Origin of the sequence: Novosphingobium sp. UBA6272 (assembly GCF_002440635.1) — a bacterium.
Classification (GTDB): Bacteria; Pseudomonadota; Alphaproteobacteria; order Sphingomonadales; family Sphingomonadaceae; genus Novosphingobium.
In genome coordinates this window covers 67,696-87,073 of sequence record NZ_DJUW01000034.1, presented here as the reverse complement: position 1 = coordinate 87,073, position 19,378 = coordinate 67,696, and the positions used below count along the sequence as shown (strand labels likewise).

The 19,378-nt window shown below is 60.4% G+C and carries 16 protein-coding genes; 6 read left to right on the top strand and 10 right to left on the bottom strand.

The features are described 5' to 3' along the window. Positions 1–103 precede the first annotated feature (103 nt). The 5 genes from B2V17_RS16035 (at position 104) to B2V17_RS16015 (ending at position 5,590) form a co-directional block, all read left to right on the top strand. Positions 104–1,864, top strand: a complete 1,761-nt coding sequence (locus B2V17_RS16035) for an SLC13 family permease (RefSeq protein WP_292999453.1) — start codon at positions 104–106, stop codon at positions 1,862–1,864. A gap of 6 nt (positions 1,865–1,870) precedes the next feature. Further along, positions 1,871–3,154 carry a cation:proton antiporter gene (locus tag B2V17_RS16030; protein ID WP_292999451.1) on the top strand — a complete coding sequence of 428 codons (1,284 nt, stop codon included), beginning with the start codon at positions 1,871–1,873 and terminating at the stop codon, positions 3,152–3,154. Further along, positions 3,151–4,782: a TIGR00341 family protein gene (locus tag B2V17_RS16025; protein WP_292999449.1), complete on the top strand. Its 1,632-nt coding sequence runs from the start codon at positions 3,151–3,153 to the stop codon at positions 4,780–4,782. The genes B2V17_RS16030 and B2V17_RS16025 overlap by 4 nt, the downstream gene beginning before the upstream one ends. Positions 4,783–5,192: 410 nt before the next feature. After that, the gene (locus tag B2V17_RS16020) at positions 5,193–5,399 is read left to right on the top strand and encodes a helix-turn-helix transcriptional regulator (protein ID WP_292999447.1); all 207 of its coding nucleotides are present in this window, start codon (positions 5,193–5,195) and stop codon (positions 5,397–5,399) included. Next, a complete protein-coding gene (locus B2V17_RS16015) occupies positions 5,396–5,590 on the top strand; it encodes a helix-turn-helix domain-containing protein (RefSeq protein ID WP_292999445.1) in 195 nt (64 codons plus the stop codon). The genes B2V17_RS16020 and B2V17_RS16015 overlap by 4 nt, the downstream gene beginning before the upstream one ends. Here B2V17_RS16015 and B2V17_RS16010 read toward each other — a convergent pair. The 4 genes from B2V17_RS16010 to B2V17_RS15995 form a co-directional block, all read right to left on the bottom strand. Further along, the gene (locus B2V17_RS16010; protein ID WP_292999443.1) at positions 5,565–6,761 is read right to left on the bottom strand and encodes a tyrosine-type recombinase/integrase; all 1,197 of its coding nucleotides are present in this window, start codon (positions 6,759–6,761) and stop codon (positions 5,565–5,567) included. The two genes, B2V17_RS16015 and B2V17_RS16010, sit on opposite strands and share 26 nt — an antisense overlap. A 266-nt stretch (positions 6,762–7,027) precedes the next feature. After that, positions 7,028–9,109 (bottom strand): hypothetical protein, encoded by a 2,082-nt coding sequence (locus B2V17_RS16005; RefSeq protein ID WP_292999441.1) that lies wholly within the window; start codon positions 9,107–9,109, stop codon positions 7,028–7,030. A 33-nt stretch (positions 9,110–9,142) separates the two neighbouring features. After that, complete coding sequence (locus tag B2V17_RS16000) at positions 9,143–9,835, bottom strand: class I SAM-dependent methyltransferase (RefSeq protein WP_292999439.1); 693 nt, start codon at positions 9,833–9,835, stop codon at positions 9,143–9,145. 43 nt (positions 9,836–9,878) lie between these two features. Then, positions 9,879–10,835, bottom strand: a complete 957-nt coding sequence (locus B2V17_RS15995) for a PDZ domain-containing protein (RefSeq protein WP_292999437.1) — start codon at positions 10,833–10,835, stop codon at positions 9,879–9,881. Positions 10,836–11,060: 225 nt separating this feature from the next. Between B2V17_RS15995 and B2V17_RS15990 the strand changes: the two genes are divergently transcribed. Continuing rightward, positions 11,061–11,285 carry a hypothetical protein gene (locus B2V17_RS15990; protein WP_292999435.1) on the top strand — a complete coding sequence of 75 codons (225 nt, stop codon included), beginning with the start codon at positions 11,061–11,063 and terminating at the stop codon, positions 11,283–11,285. Positions 11,286–11,450: 165 nt separating this feature from the next. On the opposite strand, the gene B2V17_RS15985 is transcribed toward B2V17_RS15990, so the two are convergent. The 6 genes from B2V17_RS15985 to B2V17_RS15960 form a co-directional block, all read right to left on the bottom strand. Continuing rightward, complete coding sequence (locus B2V17_RS15985) at positions 11,451–12,812, bottom strand: O-antigen ligase family protein (protein WP_292999433.1); 1,362 nt, start codon at positions 12,810–12,812, stop codon at positions 11,451–11,453. After that, entirely contained in the window at positions 12,809–14,026 is a 1,218-nt protein-coding gene (locus B2V17_RS15980) for a hypothetical protein (RefSeq protein WP_292999431.1), read from the bottom strand. The genes B2V17_RS15985 and B2V17_RS15980 overlap by 4 nt, the downstream gene beginning before the upstream one ends. An 18-nt stretch (positions 14,027–14,044) precedes the next feature. Next, entirely contained in the window at positions 14,045–16,222 is a 2,178-nt protein-coding gene (locus B2V17_RS15975) for a GumC family protein (protein ID WP_292999429.1), read from the bottom strand. Between the two features lie 41 nt (positions 16,223–16,263). Next, entirely contained in the window at positions 16,264–16,932 is a 669-nt protein-coding gene (locus B2V17_RS15970; RefSeq protein WP_292999427.1) for a polysaccharide biosynthesis/export family protein, read from the bottom strand. Between the two features lie 167 nt (positions 16,933–17,099). Next, on the bottom strand, positions 17,100–18,248 hold the full coding sequence (locus B2V17_RS15965) for a glycosyltransferase family 4 protein (protein ID WP_292999425.1): 1,149 nt from the start codon (positions 18,246–18,248) through the stop codon (positions 17,100–17,102). After that, on the bottom strand, positions 18,245–19,312 hold the full coding sequence (locus B2V17_RS15960; protein WP_292999423.1) for an EpsG family protein: 1,068 nt from the start codon (positions 19,310–19,312) through the stop codon (positions 18,245–18,247). The genes B2V17_RS15965 and B2V17_RS15960 overlap by 4 nt, the downstream gene beginning before the upstream one ends. Positions 19,313–19,378: the final 66 nt, after the last annotated feature.

Below are 19,378 nucleotides of genomic sequence, written 5' to 3'. Positions count from 1 at the left end.
CCGCAATGAGTCCTGAGCCTAGATCGGCGCGCGCAATGCCCTGCCGACCCGTAGGGATCAGTTTTGATCGCTTTGCTGGTGATGATCCTCTAACCAGTGTCAAATGACCGGACATTACAATGCAATCTTGATCGCTGCCATCTTTCTAGTCGGTCTGGTGGGCTTCGCCACTGACCGGATCAGGCATGATCTGGTAGCTCTGGCGATGCTCGGAACCAGCTTAGTTCTTGGCCTTGTTCCAGTGAAACAGGCATTTACCGGCTTTGCCGATCCGGTGGTAATAACCGTGGCGGCTGTCATGGTCATAAGCGCCGCGATCTCGCGTTCGGGTATGTTGGCACGCGCCTTGAGGCCCTTCCGTCGCTGGATGCGGGCTGAAACCGGCATAGCTATTGTGTTTGCATTACTATGCGGCGTTGCCTCGGCTTTCATGAACAATGTGGGTGCGCTTGCCCTGCTGTTGCCTGCCGCTCTTGCTACTTGCCGCTCTGCGAAAGTTTCCCCGAGCCGGATTTTGATGCCGATGGCTTTCGCCTCGCTGCTGGGCGGGCTCGTGACACTGATCGGCACGCCGCCGAACGTCATCCTTGCTGAACTTCGAACCAACTACGGCGGAGCGCCTTTCGCTATGTTTGACTTCGCCCGGGTCGGCTTGCCATTGGCTGCCGCCGGATTGCTGCTGACCATATTCATGGTCCGATTCCTGCCGAAGCGAGCCTCCAGCGAAGGCGAGCCACTCAAATTCCGCATCGCAGATTACTTGTTCGAATTGCGGGTCCCCAAGCGGGGACCTTCGCGCCCACTGACCGTCGAGCAGCTCTCTGCCGTTGGCGGGAATGATGATCGTCTTGCGGTTCACGCCATCGATCGGGGCGGAGTGCTGGTAACCGCGCCTCGTCTCAGCCGGGCACTTCTGGCTGGCGATATCGTCCAGGTCGAAGGGCGTGCGCCGATCGTGGAGTTGGCGCTGGAGAGGTATGGCCTGGAACTGGCCAGCGACGTTGAAGATGACCTGCTGGAAGGCTCGTTCATCGAATGCGTAGTGACCGACAAGAGCCACCTGATTCAACACGAAAATGCGAGCCAAGCGCTTGCTGGGCACGGCGCATCGCTGGTTGCGGTCAGCCGCAAGGGCAAGAACATTGCCGAAGGTCTGGCATCGCTGCGCCTCCAAGGCGGCGACGTCCTGCTGCTGCAGGTCGCCGCAGACCGCAGCACCGAAGTAACCGACACGTTTCACCTCCTGCCGCTCGCAGAGCGTGCGCTGAACCTGCGCGCCACGGCTGCCGACTGGCTGCCGCTAGGAGCCTTGCTCGTTGCCATTTTGACGGCATCAGCCGGCTTAACCAGCTTGTCGGTGGCGTTGCTTCTCGGTGTCACGGCACTCGGATTGACAGGCCGATTGAAAGGCCACGTCTATCAAGACATCGACTGGCCAATCATATTGCTGCTGGCAGCGCTTATTCCGGTTGCGGAAGCGTTCTCTAAGAGCGGCGCTGGAGAATCGGTGGCAAGCCTGATCAGTTCGGTTGGGCAGGGACGGCCCGAATGGGTGCTGATTGCCATGGCATTGGGCTTGACCATGGCGGTCACGCCCTTTTTGAACAATGCCGCTGCGGTGCTGATCATGGGGCCGATAGCGGCGAGTGCGGGGGTTGCTACGGGGGTGCCGGTTGATGCCATGCTGATGGCCGTCGCGATCGGGGCGTCTTGCGATTTTCTTACTCCGATCGGGCATCAGTCAAACACGCTGGTCTGGGGGCCGGGCGGATATCGATTTTCCGATTACGCCAGAGTCGGCACGCCTTTGACGGCTCTTGTGCTGGTTTTTGGGACATTCTTAATCACGCATTTTTGGGGCTAAGATTCAATGCATTCCGCCAGTCTGTCACCCTTCGACATCGCGGCCATCCTCGTGCTGCTTGCCGCTGCCCTCGGATACGTCAACCACCGTATTCTCAAACTGCCATCTTCGGTAGGCATGACCTTGATGGGGGCTATTGCCTCGCTGCTCGTCATCGCGCTCGGCGCCTTTTTCCCCAAGTGGGGAATTACCACGACAGTCGAGGCCTTTCTGGTCAACATTGATTTTCACAAGGCGCTAATGGAAGGCATGCTTTCGTTCCTGCTGTTTGCCGGAGCCCTGCATGTGGACTGGCAGGAAATGCGCGCCAATCGCGTGCCGATCTTCATTCTGGCAACCGTTGGGGTGCTCGTCTCGACCGCGATCGTGGGTGGCGGGATCTGGTGGATCGCGGGGCTTGCAGGCATTTCGCTGCCATTCTCCTGGGCGCTGGTGTTCGGCGCATTGATCAGCCCGACTGATCCAGTGGCGGTCATGGCGATCCTCAAGCGCGCAGCTGTGCCGCCTTCGCTTCAAGCCACCGTCGCGGGTGAAAGCCTGTTCAACGACGGCGTGGGCGTGGTGGTCTTTTCCATCCTGCTGACCGTGGCAATGGGACAGGCTGAATTCAGCTGGTCACACGCAGCGCAAGACTTCGCTCGCGAAGCCTTCGGGGGAGCGGCATTCGGGGCTTTGGTCGGCTGGATTGCGTTTCGGGCGATGCGCAGCATCGATGAATACACGGTCGAAGTGACCATCAGCCTTGCGGTCGTGATGGCCGGATACAGTTTTGCCCAGATGCTGCACGTCAGCGGCCCGGTCGCCATGGCAGTCGCCGGATTGTTGATCGGCAATGCCGGTGTCGCCCATGCCATGAGCGACATGACGCGCGACTACCTGGTCAAGTTCTGGGCTTTGATCGACGAGATTCTCAACGCCGTTCTGTTCCTTTTGATTGGTCTGGAAGTGGTGTTGGTTTCCCGCCAACCTGGGCTGTTGCTGCTGGGTGTGGCAGCAATACCCCTGGCATTGCTCGCGCGCTGGATTTCCGTTTCCGCTCCATTGGCCTTGCTTCGGCGCTGGATCGATCTTGGCCCGCTTTCGCGCCCGACTTTGGTTTGGGGCGGATTGCGCGGCGGGATTTCAATCGCCTTGGCGTTGTCACTGCCCGAAGGTGAATTCCGGTCGCCAATCGTGGCGGCGACCTTCGTCGTCGTGCTGTTTGCAGTAATCATCCAGGGCGGTAGTATCGGCGGCCTGATAAAACGGCTGACCGTGCGGCATGGCAGGACCAACGGGGGCGGCGCATGATACCCGATACGCCGGCACCACCTTCTCGCCTTGGGCAACTACGCCAGAGCATTCTTTACTCGTTCCTGTCGTTTCGCCGCCAGATCGACAAGACAGGCCTGTTTCCCGACCTGCAGGGAGAGCCTGGCAGCACTCTCAGGAAGACCGTCCGAGACGAAGGCAGCCTGACCAAATCGTACATGCTGATGTGCGCGTTGTCGGCGGGTATAGCGACACTCGGATTGCTGCAATCATCGACAGCCGTGGTGATCGGGGCGATGCTCATTTCACCGCTGATGGGGCCGATCGCAGCACTTGGTTTTGGCTTTGCCTCTTTTGATGGCCATCAGATCCGGGATTCGCTCAAGGTCGTCTCGATTGGCGCAGCGATTGGCATTCTGACGGGCGTAATCCTCACCTGGCTCAGCCCCATTCATAATGCCACGCCTGAAATCATCGCGCGAACCGAACCGACTTTGCTCGACCTCGTGATTGCCATTTTGTCCGGGATCGCCGGAGCCTATGCCACCGTGCAGCAAAAGGGGGCGACTGTCATAGGAGTGGCGATTGCAACCGCGCTGATGCCGCCGCTAGCAACAGTCGGATACGGGATTGGCGTCTTAAGTATCAGTTTCGCTGTCGGGGCATTCCTGCTGTTCCTGACCAATCTGGCAGCAATCGCCTTTTCCTTCGCGCTGATCGCGAGGTTCAGCGGCGCGGCAAGACCGCTTGGCAATGTCGAACTCACCCCCCGCTTTATCGTGGCTGGTTTCGCTGCCTTTCTGCTGCTGGCAACGCCTTTGGCCGTCACACTCTATCGGGTGACCGCTGAAGCTAGGGCGCAGGCGACTGTGCGGCAGATGCTGCTGAGCGAGCTGAAACTGAAATCGGCAAACATCGCTCAGTTACAGGTGAAGTGGCCTTTGCGCGGCAGTCCATCAATCGATGCCGTGATTGTCTCGCCCCGATACAGTAACGACGCCGAGCAACGTATTGCCGAACGCCTTGCAAAGCTTTGGGGCGTGCAGCCCCGGCTGAATCTGCAACAGGTTGTCGCCGCCGATATCGGGTCGCAGACTCAGGCGATCGTGGATTCGGCGGTGGAGCGGTCCGCGAATGGCATTGCCCGTGATGTGCCGCCACTTGTCGCCATTCGCGAAGCCACCGGCCTCCCAACCCAGGCACTTTGGGTCAACCGGGCAGAGCGTACCGTACAACTAGTTCCGTTTTCCGCAGATGGCTGGACCCTGTCGGACTATCGAGCCGTCGAGAAACTGGCGGCGGCCAAAGGCGACGGCTGGCAGGTGCGGATCATTCCGCCAGTACAAGCCAGCCTGATTGTACCCCTGACGTTGAAGGATGGCGTCCCTGTCGTGAATGAGGCGCTGGAGACAGCCTTTTGGGCCGTCGATCGATGGGGTGTTCAAGGCATTACCGTGGCCGGTTTCAGCAATGGCAACGCCAGCGACGAGGACCGGGCTCTTGGACTCGCCATCGCAACTGCGATCAAGGCGGAACTGGGTAAGCGTGGCATCACTGCAATCGCGTCAAGCCCACGAGTTACGCCGCCTGAATGGCGCGTAGGTGGCACTCTGGGGATTGAGATTGGCGTCGTCAGGGCTCCGCCACGGGCCATTGCAGCTGAATAGTTCTAACCTTCTGACATTCCACTTCAACATGACGCGTCGCCGGTAAACTTGAACGATGGGCGGTGGGACGCAAAGCGGTCCTTTTAGCCCAAGTGCGCAAAAGAGCGCGATTCGCGCTCAAATACCGCCGGTCGTGGCGCAATTCTCCGTCAGCAGTACGCACAATCATCGCACTTGCGCCCCAGTGGCGGCAAAAAGACAAAATCGCCCACTCTCATTTGTTGCCCGGCTTTGCAGTCCGTGACCGTCTCAATTCTTCCGTAGCCTTCTCTTACCTTCCCGCTGTCATGCTTACCCAGAGCACACTGGGACCGGATGACAGTGAAAACACGCTTGCGCCAGATAGTTGAACATCCAATGCTTGCTTCCGAGGGGATGTCAGTAACTGCCAACAAATGGAAGCAAGTCCCGTGTCCAACCTCGAAAGAATCATCCGCCTAAAAACCGTTCTCTCCCCTACCGGCCTGTCCCGCTCCACCATGTATCGCAAGATTGCCGAGGGGACGTTTCCGTCCCAGGTCAAGATCAGCATTCATGGTGCGGGCTGGCGCGAATCCGCCGTGAACCGCTGGATCGATGATCCGGTGTCATACCGGAATGAGAGCGCGGCGCAGTGACAGCGCCGCCTCAGGTCGAGCCGATCTGCGTGAGGGTCAATGAGGCTGCGCGCATGATCGGCGTCGGTCGCACAAAGCTCTACGAGTTGGTTGCTTCGGGCGAGATTGAGGCCATCAAGCTCGGCAAGTCCACTCGCATCACAATTGCCAGCCTGCAAAAACTGGTCATGCGGCAGCGCGAGCCGGAATAGGCTCGGCTGCCGCCCTATCCGCTGACGCGGCGCGATTACCCAGATAATCCGCCCATTGCTTCATCAGGCTGCGCCGCTTCTCGAAGAAATCGGTTCTGCGGTAGGCGGCTTCAACCTTGTTGGGCAGCTTGTGGGCCAGCGCCTTGTCAGCGACCTCCTTGGGAAAGTCCGTGCATTCAGCGGCCCAGTCCGTGAAGGTCGAGCGAAAGCCGTGCACGGTGATGCTGGGAAAGCCATCGTCGCGCAGCAGTTTGGTCATGGTCATGTCGCTGATCGGCTTCTTGCCATCATTGGAGAAGACCAGTCCGGTATCGCTGGTTCGCTCATTCCAAAGCTTGCGCAGCAGCGCGACAACCGGCGCCGAAAGCGGCACGACATGGGTTTCGCCAGCTTTCATCCGCTCGCCGGGAATGGTCCATACCGCGTTTTCGAGGTCGAACTCGGTCCACACTGCGAGGCGCGTTTCGTTGGATCGTACGGCGTTGTAGATCGTGAAACGCAGGGCATCGCGTCCGGTTGTTGGGGACGCGGCGGTAAGCTTCTGCATCAGCGCCGGAGCGTCGGCATAGGGCATGGCCTCCATGTGCCCGCGTTTGTCGTTCTGGCGCGGCAGGCCCTTTCGCACCGAACGCAACGACACCTCTTCCGGCACCCAGCCTTTCACATGCGCGAAATCGAGCACGACACCAATGCGCTGGAGCAAGCGCCGCGCCGTTTCCGGTATCTCCAGCCATATCGGGGACAGCGCCTCGACGACGCAAGCGCTGTCCACCTTATCGACCGGCTTCTTGCCAATGCTCGGAAAGAGGTGGCGCTCGAAACCGGACAACCACCGGGCATGATGCCCGTCCTTCCAGCCGTCACCCAGGGTTTCATGGCAGGTGCGGGTTGCGGCTTCGAAGGTCGGTATGACCTTCCGCGCCTTGCGTCGCTCGGCGACAGGATCGAAACCATCACGGACACGGTGGCGCAATTCTGCTGCCGCTGTTCTGGCATCGGCCAGCGAAACATCATGCGCCGATCCAAGCCCGTAGTCCCGGCGATGGCCTTTCAACTGCATCCGCAGCACCCAGGTGCGCGCGCCGCTGGGCTTCACGACCAGGCACAAGCCCCTCCCATCGACATGACGACCGGGCTTCGCATTCTTCACTTTCAATACTGTCAGCGCCATCAGGTTCGAGTCCCTGTCAGGGATTCATACCGCCAAAATCAGGGGTATTTGGTCCCACAATCGTTCCCACATTTCAGCGGGAATTCAGGCGATTCAGGGCGACCGACCGCGAACACGTTACAAGATAAATCGCTGATTTTACAGAGTAGTTGGAGACGCTCTGAAATTGCCTGAGACGAAAGTTATAGCGCCTCCTCCGCTACCATCCCAACCGAATTTCGACCTCGCGAAGCCCGCAGGTTTCCTCCCGTTTTTCCAAACACAACTCAAACGGGAACCGTGATGTGTTTCCCGCCGAATACGGATTGCCAGTTCTCGATTTCGCTGACCACGATATCGTCGGCTGCATGGGCCAGTTCGGATAGCTGGGAATAGCTTAGGGCATGGTCCGGCGCTGACATCAAAAGGTCGATCCGGGTGTGCACACTGTCGAGCTTTTCGGCGGTGACCTCTGAGATCGCGGCGAAGCGCTCGAAGTCACCGAAGTAGCGGATGCCAGCAAGGCCAGCACCAAGGGTCGGGAAAACCACACCGAAGAACGAAGTGTACTTGCCAAGCTTGCTGACGAACGTGCCCGGAAGAATGCCAAGGGCAGCCCCTGCGGCGCAGGCCAGATAAAGCGACACAGACACGATAGCTGCCTGGAACAGCCGTTCGGATAACTTGTCCAGCCGGTGGTGGACTGTGTTGAGGCGCTTTGCCTTGGCGCGGTGGTAGTCTCGCTGCGCGGTAACATGGGCATCGAGCAGATCGGTTGCGGCCCGGCGCAGATATTCCCGCGTGACGGCGACCCGTGGCAGGCCCAGTCCGCGCAAAGCGTGCCTGGCATAATATTCGGGCCAGGAAGTATCGGTCCCCTTGGGCCAGCGACCGGCCGGCCGCGCGACACCCAGCAGCAGCAGGATCGGAGCGTGGCGGAAATACTCGGCGACCCGGCGGGTTTCGAACCAGCGCTTGTGCCACCGTTCACGTCCGCCCAGCCAGATGATCCCCAGAATCGAGGCCAGCAGAAGAAATTCGCCGGTCGCGAACAGCCACTTGTATTCGGCTCCGGCGAAGGGTTCGTAGGATATGCCAGAGATGATCGCCATGACCGAGAATACGAAGCTGAGGGTCATGCCTCCGCGGTAAGCATCGGATAGTCGGGCCGAGATTCCGTCCGCCCAGGCGAACCGGCGCATGACCTCGGCTTCGATCCGCGGCGGAAGCGCGGAGTCTCCTCCGGGCAGATCGGCGGCGGCGGCGAGTACGGACCGACCGCTGCCCCTCGCGATTTCCGTTGGGGATTCGTATTGCGTCACCAATGAACGGAACGGCCGGCCATCACCGCCGAACATGGCTTCGATCCGGCGGTAGCCGGTCCACAATCGCGAACTGTGGCTGTGCCAGGCTTCGCCCGCCAGGCTTTCGGCTCCGCTTCGCAGCGCCCCACCTTCGCCGGGCCGGAGCGCGCGTTGTACCAGCTCGTCGAGGGCAGCTTCGCGGTCTTCGCTTGGGGGAAGGGCGGCCAGCGATTCGGGCGCATGGAGGATGTGCCAGCCAGCCGGGTTGGCCGGGTCGATCCGCACCACCGGACACCCCCGATCGAGCGCAATGGAAATCGTGTGACCGGTGCCGCCAATCAGATTGGCGCTGCGACCGTCCCAAACCGCAATCATGAAATCCGACTGCTCAATCATGACTCGTCCAGCCAGTGCGACCTGGGCGGAAACGGTGGCTGAAAAACGGTGGGAAGCTTCACGGTCAGCCAGATTTTCAAGGCTGGCGATGAACTGCGCGGCCAGAACTTCGTCACTATCAGCCAGCTCAAACAGCAGGCAACGATCATACCAATGACGGATCGCTCCTGCGGCCGCGGCGCATTTCGGATCGGGCGGGTTGGCGCCGCCAAGCAAGGCCAAGGCATCGTCCACGCTGGTGGCGTGCGAATTGATCGCCAGATTCAGATCGCGCCCGGCCGGCAGCGGTGCCACCAGTTCCCAGCCGCGTTTTGCCCCCAGGGTCATACCGATCTGATCTGTCCCGTCGGCGATCAGGCTATGCAGCCGCGTGGCTGCCAGGGGGACAAGTTGATCTGCGTTGGCAGCTGACGTTTCACTGATTTGCTGAAAGATAGCATCAAGCTGCGTAACGATCGCAGCGCGATTGGCAGCAAAGGCGACATTGCCTTCGCGGTGCCCGGTGAGCGCTAGCGAGAGCCGCATTGCCGGAGAGGCCGGTGCCAAAGTCATGGCATTGCCGGGCGCTGCTTTTGGCAGGTCTTCACTTTCACCGTTCCCCCGATCATCATGCCCGCAGCGGGCCATGGCAGCAGCGCCGTCTCCACTTGCTCTGCGCAGGGTATGCATCTTGGCTTGCAATGGCAATCGGCTGGCGGCGGATCAGGCAGATGCGGCCGATCGCTCCTTGCGAAACACGAAAACGGTGTTGCCCCGGCTATCGATCAAACGGTCATCGGACCCATAGATGGCCCCAGGATGCGGCGGTGCATCGGACAGCATGATGGGTTGATAGCGGGGGGCAATCGAGGAATCAGAGAACCGGAAATTGCTCCCCCAAACATAGAGATGACCCCCAGTCTTTAGGATCTGATCGAACAGTTGGAGGGTTTCGTCAAACCGCCGGAAAGGCAGGATCTGGGTGCACAAGGCGGGCATGGCGGCATCGAGCTCGCCGTGGCGGAGGACCGATAGGCAGAATACCGCGTCATAACTTGTGTCTCGCGGCGGCAGTCCGGACTGGTGGAATGTGATGGTTGAGCAACCGGCCTCGTTCGCCCGCTTTCGTGCAATCGCGATACTCCTCGGATTGATTTCCACCGCATCGATTTGAGCTTCAGGAAGATAGCGGAGCAGGGTCAGCGGCTCTTCCCCGGTCGAACATCCGAACGAGAGCAGACGCGGCCCCGGATTTTCCGCCAGAACCCGCCGCGCGTGCGCAAAGAGGGCCGGATGGCGGTCAGGCATCGTATCGGGAAACGGCTGTAATAGTTCAGCCGATTGGTGCTGCAGGCGATGGACAGTCCGCAGGGTCGGCGACGTGACCCTCCTGACAAACCCGGCCAGCCGTTGCAATCGCGGCCAGCGGGCGAGGCGGCCAGTGCGGCGTTGGGTCGGGCTAACCAAGGGGGGCTCCCGATCCAAGCCATTCGACAAAAGCGGTGCGGCCACTGCGGATATATAGCTCCATCCGCCTCGCGCGGTCTTCGGCGCTACGGTGCTTGCCCGAACCCGGCAAGACGGGATCATAGCGCTTGCCTTGCGCGCGCATGAAGCGCGGCGCGATGGCCGGATCCCAGCCGGCGTCGCTAAGCAACGCAAGGCTTAGCAAATCAGCCTCGTCCTCGAAGCGGCGGGCAAGGGCTCTGGTGCTGCGGCCTTGGGCCCCAAGGCTTGCCAACTGTTTGCGATGGCTGAGTATTGTGTGGGCGAGTTCGTGCGCAATTGCGACTGCCAGGCCATCATCGTCGATGCTTTCAGCAAATGCCTGACCGAGCTGGATTGTCCGCCCATCCGATCGAGCTGCGCCCTTGAGCCCAGGGGCGACCTCTATTTTGCTGCGGCAAGCTGGAACCGAAGCCAGCATGACAGTTAAATTGTGATCGCCGCGCCGAATGGTCAAAGCAATCGGCCCGGCAGGGGGGCGAGCCTGCAACAGTTCTTCGGCATGATCCCGAAGCCCAGTGGTCGGCTGGCCTGGCAACAAGCTCTGCGGCAAGGCCTGTCCTTCGATTTCGAGCAAACCATCGCCGCTGCGAATTCCGGCACGGGCTGCCGGGCCTTGGGGTACGACAGCTTCGATTGAGACGGCAGCGGGGAAAGTCCAGATTGAAACGGCTTCATCTCGCAATTCCGCGCGGTACTGGGGCAATGAATGCAGCAGAAGTCCGTTTGCCGGCATCAGCATTGTGCATCGTGCGCTATTGGCAGTCAGCAAGCGATAGCCGATTGAGGCGACTCGCAGATCTACGACGGCCAGTCTTTGCAACTGCGAATGGCTAGGGACCGAATCGGCCATGGCCGGAAAAGCCTTCAAAAAACACACGGTTATGAGAAATGCTGCAATCCGGCCCATACCGTTTCCTAGGCTCAGAACATTCGTCGGTCCAGCCGCACGGCTCATCGCATTTCTGATGCTTGTCACAGTGGTTTCATCGCTTAGTAGCATGACGCGTTAAGCGAATAGAAAGGCTTGAGGTGCTTGAGCCAAATTCGCTTTCGAAGAAAAGAGTTAATTGCCAACCGCCTGATCCGCTGTTAAGGGGTGACGGCAAGTTTAGTCCAACAGGAGCCTCGGCTGATGACGATGACAAAGAAACTGATGGCCGCCGCAGCGGCTTTCGCCCTGACCGCTAGCCCGGCGATGGCCGCTGGCAACGCCCCGGCGCGCGACGCTGCCCCGGTTGCTCAGTCGGAGCAGCTGTTCGGTAATGAAGACGGTGGCGGCTGGCTGCTGTTTGTGCTGCTCGGCGCTGCTGCCGTTGTCGGTCTGATCCTGGCCCTCGACGATCCCGCCAGCCCCTGAGCTGGTACTGATCCGAAGCCTCCCCTAACCGAGGCGGAGGTTTAAGACCACAAAGCAATGCGGGCCGGAGCGAAAGCTCCGGCTCTTTTGTTTGTTGAAGTTTGAATTGAGGTGCTTTTCCACCTACTGGGGGTGGAGACGTAAGCTAGCCCCCAGCTTCAGCGCTCAGATCTCGAGCAGGACTTCGCGCTTGCCGCTGCCGGAATCGGGCAGGGCGCTTACCCCTCGCGCTTCGGCAGAGCGGGAAAGCAGGACACAGCACAAGGCGATCAAGCCGCTGACAGCTGCGGTGCGGAGCGGATAGTCGACCAGACTGTGCAGCATCACTGCAAATATGGCGAGGCTGGCGGACAGGGCGACGAGGTTCTCGGCGCGGTTGCCTGTCCAGAGTTGCCAGGATCGTTTGCCCAACCAGACCAGGAACAGACCCAGCACCATTAAACCGGGAAGGCCCGTTTCAATAGTCAGCTCGAGCAAATCATTGTGCGCATGGTTGGCGTAAGTTGTGCCGACTTTGGCAAGATCTTCATACCACGGATAGATATCCTGGAAGGTTCCAATGCCAGAGCCAAATGGTGCGAAATCCTTGAGCATCTGGCTGCCATTGGCGAGAAACTCACCCCGGCTGATTCCGGCAGTGCCGGATTTGGCCATCAGATCGTTGGCGGCGAGTCCCGAGGTCAAGAGCCACACCATGCCGACAGCAAAAATGGCGAGCACGGCGAGGACCAATTGCCAACGCAATTGCCAGGTCGGGCGCGCCAGAAGCACTATGCCGCCTAGCACGGGGATCATCAGCATCTGACCGGCCAAGGAGTCTGACAGGAATACCCCGAAGGCGAGCGGAGCCAACTGGGCGGCAAGGATATAGTCCGGAGTGTTGGGGTTCTTGCCGTGCCGACCGGTCGGGCGATCATGGAGGGCCTGACCGGCGAGCAGCGCCATCGAGACGAGCATGAAGCTGCTGAAATGGTTGCTGTTCGAAAACAGTCCAACCCCGTTGCCGCGATTTGTTATCGTATAGAAGTAGCCAGAGCCACCAAAGGCCTGGGCCGCAGCCAGGATTACCGAGGCATAGGCGACGATGGCGATCAGCCAGATGACCAGGCGGGCTGGGGGGGCGTTCTTTGCGCGCATCGCCATAAAAATGGCCAGAGCCGGGATCCACCAAAGCAGGCTATGCAGCGAGCCCCATGGATCGAGTGAGTAGGTTAGCCAGGGTTGGCTCATACCTGCCAGCTCATAGCCCGACGCCACTGCCTCGCGCCCTGGCATGAGGCGCCAGAGCGCGGGGGGCAGTGGGAGGAACTGAAGCAGGAAGAGGCCCAGCAATGCGATCAGGAATCGGCCCAGTCCCGTTGTCAAGTCACCGGCCCGATCGATATTCCAGACCGAGTAGGCAATCAAAGATGCCCCTGCGAATTGTAGGAACAGATTGCCGCTAAAGCCGGCCGCGCTCGCGCCGCCGAGCCCGAGCGTTAGCAATACGAAGATGAGAACCAACCAATGGCGCAACGGAAGCGTCATTTGCTGCCTCCTGCAACAACGTCGATGCGTTTTACGAGGAGGTGCTTCTCACCGCGTTCTTCGGTGGCAACACCTGCAACAGCCAACATCTGTCCGTTGCATCCGTTTCCAGGAACGGAGAAATTCAGGCTCAAGCGGTTTAGACCAGGCTTGCGCTGAACCAGTCCCGCTTCGCCAAGTACGGTCCCGTTGCCCTGGCAGACGATGCGCAGCCGCACATTGTCGGGCGTCCCGCTTATTACCTCGTAGTCGGCCATGGCCTGGTAGCTTCCTGGGACCAAGGTGAGTAGCTGGGTCGCCAGCAAGCCCGGGTTGCGATCATAGTAGGCTATTGAAAGTCCGCCATTCCTGGCCCGTTCGGCCGCACCGGTCGGGCCGACATAGAGCTGCCAGTTGAATGGTGGCGGGGCTGCACGATCGGCGAAATCGGGCGAATGAACCAAGCGAACTCCTGCGTTGGGCAAGCCTTGCTGCCACAATCTGCGGGCATCGCTAAACAGCCCCGCATCGACCAATTGCCGCACCACGCTGCGGCGGATTTCCGGCTTGGCGATCACTGCTGCAGGGAGCTTTTGAGCCATGTGCAAGACCACTTCGGGCGGCTTGCGCTTGCCGACCATGCGATTGACGAAAGGCAGGTAAAGTCCGTCATGCCCTGCGATTGCAGAAAGGGCATCGTCGACCTGCCTGACGGTTCCAACCCGCGCGGTAATAGCCTCCATGATCGCTTCAACCAGTCCGGGATTGAGCCGACTGAACACCGCCAGTTGGTCGAATGCGCCCTTCAAGTTGCCATTGGCGGCCATCTGGCGCAACAACAGTATCCGGGCTGGCCGCGAACGGGGATCGCGGCGCAGTGCCTCGGCGAGCAGCGCGGCCTCTTTGCCGGAGCTGCCTCGGGGATCATCAGCAAGGCCTCGCGCTGCCAATGCCGCCAGGGGATCGCTGGCCAGCGGAACACCGCGCAAGGCGATTTGGGCGGTGGCGGGATCGACATCAACCCGGTCCATCCCGATCTTCGCGAGCTGGAAGCGCACTTCGCCAAGCGAGCCTGGCGCGATCCGGTCTAGCCGGCCCGAGGCCCCGGCGGCCGGAGTTTCAGCGACCCGGGCGATGCCGGAAAACAGGACTGCCAGCGACAAGCCCGCAAACAACCCCAGCGACGAGACTCTAGGATGACCGGAGATCAGATTCGCAATTTTCTGATGAATCATGGCGTGCTGAAACCGCAATCAGGCAACATCGATGCGCCGTGCCGCTTCGGTGATTGCACCGCGTTCATCCGCTTCGGATCCGTAGAAGCCATAGCCGTAGCCATAACCATATCGACCACGCTTGATCGAGATCTTGGTCAGGATAACCCCGGCAAGGTGTGCCCCGGCGTCGGCAAGCCGTCGGACCATCTCCTGGACATCCGCGGTGCGCGAACGGCCGCTTTCGACCACCAGGACGGTGGCTTCGGCGACCGACGCCAGCAACGGTGCATCGGCCAGGCCAAGAACCGGCGGTGCATCGATGACGACCATGTCAAAGGCATCGGCTGCTTCCTTGATCAGCAGCGGCAATCGGTTCGAGCTGAGCAAGTCAGCCGCAGAGCCGGTAAACCGCCCGACCGGGAGTAGGCTGAGATTGTCGGTCTTGGTCTTCTCGATCAGCGGCAGGAGTGGATCGTCGCTGTTGAGCAGATAGCCCAGGCCATGCCCGTCCTTGCGGCTTGACGCGAAAGTCGGCTTGCGCAGGTCGGCATCGATCAGCAAGACCTTGCTGCCGAGCTTGGCCACGGTCAGTGCGATCGCATAGGCCGATGTCGACTTGCCCTCGGCCGGACGGGTCGAGCTGACCAGCAGGCTGGAGGGGAGCCCTTCGGGCCGCGCGAACTTGAGCGCGGTTCGGACCGAATGGTAGGCCTCGGACAACTCCGATTTGCGATCCGCCAGCGCCTCCATCGGTGGCCGACTGTCCGGTTCCATCGGAATTGCGCCCAGCACCGACAAGTGCAGCTTGCTGCGAACATCGCGCGGTTCGGCGATGGTATCGAACAGCAGTTGCAGAGCGAGAGCCAGGCCAACGCCAAGCGAAAGCCCGGCGATCAGTCCGACGATCGCATTGACCAACGGACGCGGACGGAACGGGCCGCCAGGCGCTTTGGCTTCGTCAACCAGTGACACTTCGCTCTGACCGATGCCCCCGGCGACGCCAACTTCCTTGTAGCGCTGCAGCAGGGCATCATAGAGCGCGCGGTTGGTATCGGCTTCACGCTGCAGGATGTTGTATTGGATCGAGCGGCTTCGGTCGAGCACGACTTCGCCCTTCGCTTCGGCGACCTTCTGGCGCAGTTCGGCTTCGATTCGCACGGCAGCCTGATACTCGCCATAGAGTTCGGCGCGCTTGTTGGTGTTGGAGCGCTTGCGTTCCGAAGCGATCGACGAATCCAGCCGATCGATCCGGGCCTTCAATTCGATCATCGTGGGATAGTCAGGCTTATAAATCTTCGACTTTTCATCGTACTGGGCCTGCAGCTCAGCACGCTGCTGGATCATCGGTGAAACGCTGGCGGCGACATCGCCGGCAAAATCGACCTCGGATTTGCGATAGCGTTGCTCAGCCGCAATCCGGTTGATCTCTGCCTGCTTCAAGGCATCGTTGAGCTTGGAAAGGTCGGTTTGGGCAAGCGATGCGCCTTCAACTGTCTTGCCTTCGTTGTTCTGGCCGCTTTGCCGGAACATCCCCGCGCTGATCGCATAGCTGTTGAGATTGCGTTCGGATTCCTCCAGCGCGCCCTTGGTGCGGGTCAGCTGATCAGAAAGAAATTTGCGGGCATAGGACGAAGCGTTGAAGCGACGTTCGATATTGGCGGAAATGTGCCCACGCGATAGAGCATTGGCGATCCTCGCGGACATAGCGGGGTCATTCGATACTGCATTGACCCGGATCAGCGTACTGCCCTTAACGACTTCGGCACTGGTTGATCCCCGCAAGATTGCCGTCGCGCGATCGGTTCGCTGTTCCAGCGTGCCACTGTCACCGCCAAATTCGGGCATGGCTACTAGATTCAGATCCTGGGCAACCTGGCGGGCCAGCGATTCACTTTGAAGCAGACCAATCTGGGTTGCGATTGCTTCCCCGCTGGGCCCACGCACGCGGGCCTGGCCGTTCTTGCCTGGTTCCAGCACGTCGGTGGAGCCTGGGTCAAACTGCATCAGGGTGGAGGCGCGATACTGCGGTGTGGTCAACAGGGCCGTTGCAATTCCCAGAACCAGACCGGCAATGCTGACTGCCAGGATCAGCTTCCAGCGTTCTGCAAGCATGTGCAGAATGTGGGAAATGTCAAAACCGTGGTCGCCCTGATGCGGTTGCGCAGCTCCCGGCTGGGATTGGCCACCGGTGGGCGGATTGCCTTGCAATAGCATTGCGATTCAGTTCCTTTGTTCGAGCGATTGCCAGGGCAAGATCAGAGCTGGGTGAATATGGTGAAGAGCGGCAGGCTCATCATCAAGTCGCGATAGAGCGGCCGGGTGGTGGAACTGTCGACCACAACGGTATCGCCGGGAAAGATCGCCGGATCCTCCATCTCGCCGCGCCGGATCGAAACCAGATCGAACGCAGCGGCGAGCGTCTTGCCCCCGCTTTTGCGGAAGACGACCACTCGCCGCGGATTACCGTCCTGAATGGAGACCCCGCGAGCGAGCGCGATAGCGCCGACCAGTGTGATCTTGCCAGGCAACGGGTAGATGCCGGGGCCATTGACCCCGCCTTCAACGGTGACGCTGTTGTTGTTGCTGTTGGTTACCCGCACGGTGATTTCGGGATTGTTGAGGTAGCGCCTGCTATACTGCCGCTCAAGCTCCTCACCCAGTTGCTGGGGGGTGAACTCCCGAACGTTCAGCGCGCCGATCAGCGGCAGATCCAGCATGCCTTTTGCGTCAACCTGATAGTCGCCCGATAGTTCGGGAACGCGGAAAACACTGACCCGCAGCATATCAAGTGGGCCGAGTGGAAGATCATAGGCAACATCGGCAGGTTGCACCTTGTCCGGCGCGCCAAAGTCGGCAGGGGCATAAGGAACATTACCGCCGCGAGTGCTGCATGCGCTGATCCCCAGCGCCACGACCAGCAACATTGCCGCGCGGAGCAGGGACCGCAAACCGCCGTTCAAAGCCAATTGCGCACCCAAAACTCGTCTCCTTCGGTAAGTCCGCGATCGTGGTTCGCCGGGATACCGACGAAGCGCGAAGACCCGGCTTCTAGAACATGGTTGACACGATGCAAAGGCCTGTAACCCATCGATCATGTCGCTTGGGGCGGAATGACGCCAGACCGGGCCATTGCTTCCAGATAAAGCGCTGTAACGCGTTCCTGAGAAAACTCCTCCACCACCCGCGCCCGCCCGGCATCCGCCAGAGCCTGCCATCTTGCATCGGCACATGCACAGGCCTTCTCAAGCGCGGCAGCTAGCGAACCAGCATCGCGGGGAGCGCAGAGAAACCCGTTTTCTCCTTCGCGAACGATATCACGGCAACCGGTCACATCGGTGGTGACGATTGGCCGGCCCATCGCTGCCGCTTCCAGCAAAACCCGCGACAAGCCCTCACGGTATGAGGGAAGGACGATGAAATCGGCACCTGCAATATGCGGGCGAACATCGCTCGCCGGCTCGCGGTGTTCGATCACACCTTCTGCAATCCAGCTCTCGACCTCTGCGCGAGGGATCGCGGTACGGTTCGCCACACCAATTTCACCCATCAGGACGAAGTGCGCATCGGGCCAGAATTGACGAACCTGGCGTGCCGCTTCGACATATTCGCGTACGCCCTTGTCGGCCACGACCCGCGACAGCATCAGGAACTGGCGTGGCGCTGGCCGGCCACCGGGGGGAGGAGCCCAGGCCTGCGCATCAATGCCCGATCCGGGAAGAACATGCGCTTGCGAGGTGCGGACGATGCCGCCGCCGATGAACTCAGCGCGATCATCCTCATTCTGAAAGAAAACCGTGGGGGCACGGCGGAAGCCGGTGCGGTAAAGCTGCTTGGCGATCAGCGTGAGCAGGTTGCGGCGGATGAAGGCCGTGCCAAGGCCGGAAACGTTGGGAAAGGCCGGCACCCCGGCAAGCCCGGCAGCGAGCGAGCCGTAGACATTGGGCTTGATTGTCCAGCTGAGCCAAGCGGCCGGCTGCAAATTGGCTATGATCCGCCGGAAGGCCAGGAGCGTCGCCAAGTCGCGGTGCGGGGCAAGGCCGGCTGCGTCCAGCGGCACAGGCGTGAAACCGCAACCCAGCTCAGCCAGCTTGCGTTCCATTTCTATATCGGGCGGAGCGATGGCCTGCACGCGGAAGCCCCTGCCGAGCAAAGCGGCAATAAGGCCAGCACGGAAATTGACCAGGTTCCAGGCCTGGTTCGCGCAAACGGCAATGAGCGGGGCAGGGGGAGGAAGGCTCAAAGGAATTCCAGGATCGAACGATAGGGGACCCAGAACTCGGCGTGAGTCGCAAAGACCAGCCAGACGATCTGGACCATGGCCGCAGTCGCGATCAGCAACAGTCGGATCGGAATGGTGAAGCGCTGACCAAGCGGAACCAGCGCAAGAAACTCGCCAAAGACTGCTATCTGGATTGGAGAAAAGAACAGCGCGATCCGGTCAACCGCGGTGGATGATGAAATCAGGCCCAGTGCGGCGAGTGCGGCAAAATTGGCGATCGCGATCGACACCCAGACCGAGCGGACGCGCTCGCTGGTTCCGAAATGTCGCCACCGCCAAAGCAGCAAGGCAGATGGGATGAGGCTCATGACCAGGCGGGTGAAGGTGCCGCCCGAATCATATTCGTTCGCCACATACCCCGCTTCGAAGACCTCAATCCGTGGCGCGATAAGCAAATAGAAGACGGCTACGCCCAGCACCGCGATCAGCACGCCGAGCAACTTGTGACGTGCGGTAACGGCATAGGTGAACATTGGCAGGGTAACAACGGCGGTGGCGTGAAAAGCCATAGCCACCATCAGGTAGACAAGCGTTCGCAACGGTTTGGACTGGTCGAACGAGGCGATTGCCATCAGAATCACGCCAATCGCGGCGCCTTGGCGGACATAACCAAGCCCGACCACGATCAGCAGATATGGCACGGCCATAGTTATCGCCAGCCAGGGTTCGCGAAACCGCAAAGAAACCTGGATCACCCCGGAACCCAGCACCCAGCCGCACACGGCGTTGACCAAGTAGATACCAAGCCCCGTTTCAGCCCCGATCCAGTTAAGCAGGCCATAAAGCGGATCGGTGACCGTCAGCGCATGGGCAAAGGTATCGGTGCGGATATCATCATAGAGCAAGTCATAGGTCAGCCAGTCGCCGCCGGTTTCAAAGCGGATCGCGGCGACCACGGTGTAGAGCAGCAGGAAAAAGAGATAGCCAATCCCCTGCGCCGGGCTGATCCGCCGGCGATCCGGGTTCACAGGATAGGCGACCGCCATGAGCGCAGGAAAAGCCAGAAGTATCCAGTAGATCAGCATTCGGGCTTTTGATCCTGCGGGAGTGGTTTGGTGCCGTGCCTAGAGCCAATTGCCGACCGGCTCAAC

Bases quoted from the DNA above. Each gene is read 5' to 3' on its own strand.
- B2V17_RS16030 (WP_292999451.1), top strand. From the start codon at position 1,871: ATGCATTCCGCCAGTCTGTCACCCTTCGACATCGCGGCCATCCTCGTG.
- B2V17_RS15960 (WP_292999423.1), bottom strand. From the start codon at position 19,312: ATGCTGATCTACTGGATACTTCTGGCTTTTCCTGCGCTCATGGCGGTC.
- B2V17_RS15990 (WP_292999435.1), top strand. From the start codon at position 11,061: ATGACGATGACAAAGAAACTGATGGCCGCCGCAGCGGCTTTCGCCCTG.
- B2V17_RS15995 (WP_292999437.1), bottom strand. From the start codon at position 10,835: ATGGGCCGGATTGCAGCATTTCTCATAACCGTGTGTTTTTTGAAGGCT.
- B2V17_RS15985 (WP_292999433.1), bottom strand. From the start codon at position 12,812: ATGACGCTTCCGTTGCGCCATTGGTTGGTTCTCATCTTCGTATTGCTA.
- B2V17_RS16005 (WP_292999441.1), bottom strand. From the start codon at position 9,109: ATGCATACCCTGCGCAGAGCAAGTGGAGACGGCGCTGCTGCCATGGCC.
- B2V17_RS15975 (WP_292999429.1), bottom strand. From the start codon at position 16,222: ATGCTATTGCAAGGCAATCCGCCCACCGGTGGCCAATCCCAGCCGGGA.
- B2V17_RS15980 (WP_292999431.1), bottom strand. From the start codon at position 14,026: ATGATTCATCAGAAAATTGCGAATCTGATCTCCGGTCATCCTAGAGTC.
- B2V17_RS15970 (WP_292999427.1), bottom strand. From the start codon at position 16,932: ATGTTGCTGGTCGTGGCGCTGGGGATCAGCGCATGCAGCACTCGCGGC.
- B2V17_RS16035 (WP_292999453.1), top strand. From the start codon at position 104: ATGACCGGACATTACAATGCAATCTTGATCGCTGCCATCTTTCTAGTC.
- B2V17_RS16010 (WP_292999443.1), bottom strand. From the start codon at position 6,761: ATGGCGCTGACAGTATTGAAAGTGAAGAATGCGAAGCCCGGTCGTCAT.
- B2V17_RS16025 (WP_292999449.1), top strand. From the start codon at position 3,151: ATGATACCCGATACGCCGGCACCACCTTCTCGCCTTGGGCAACTACGC.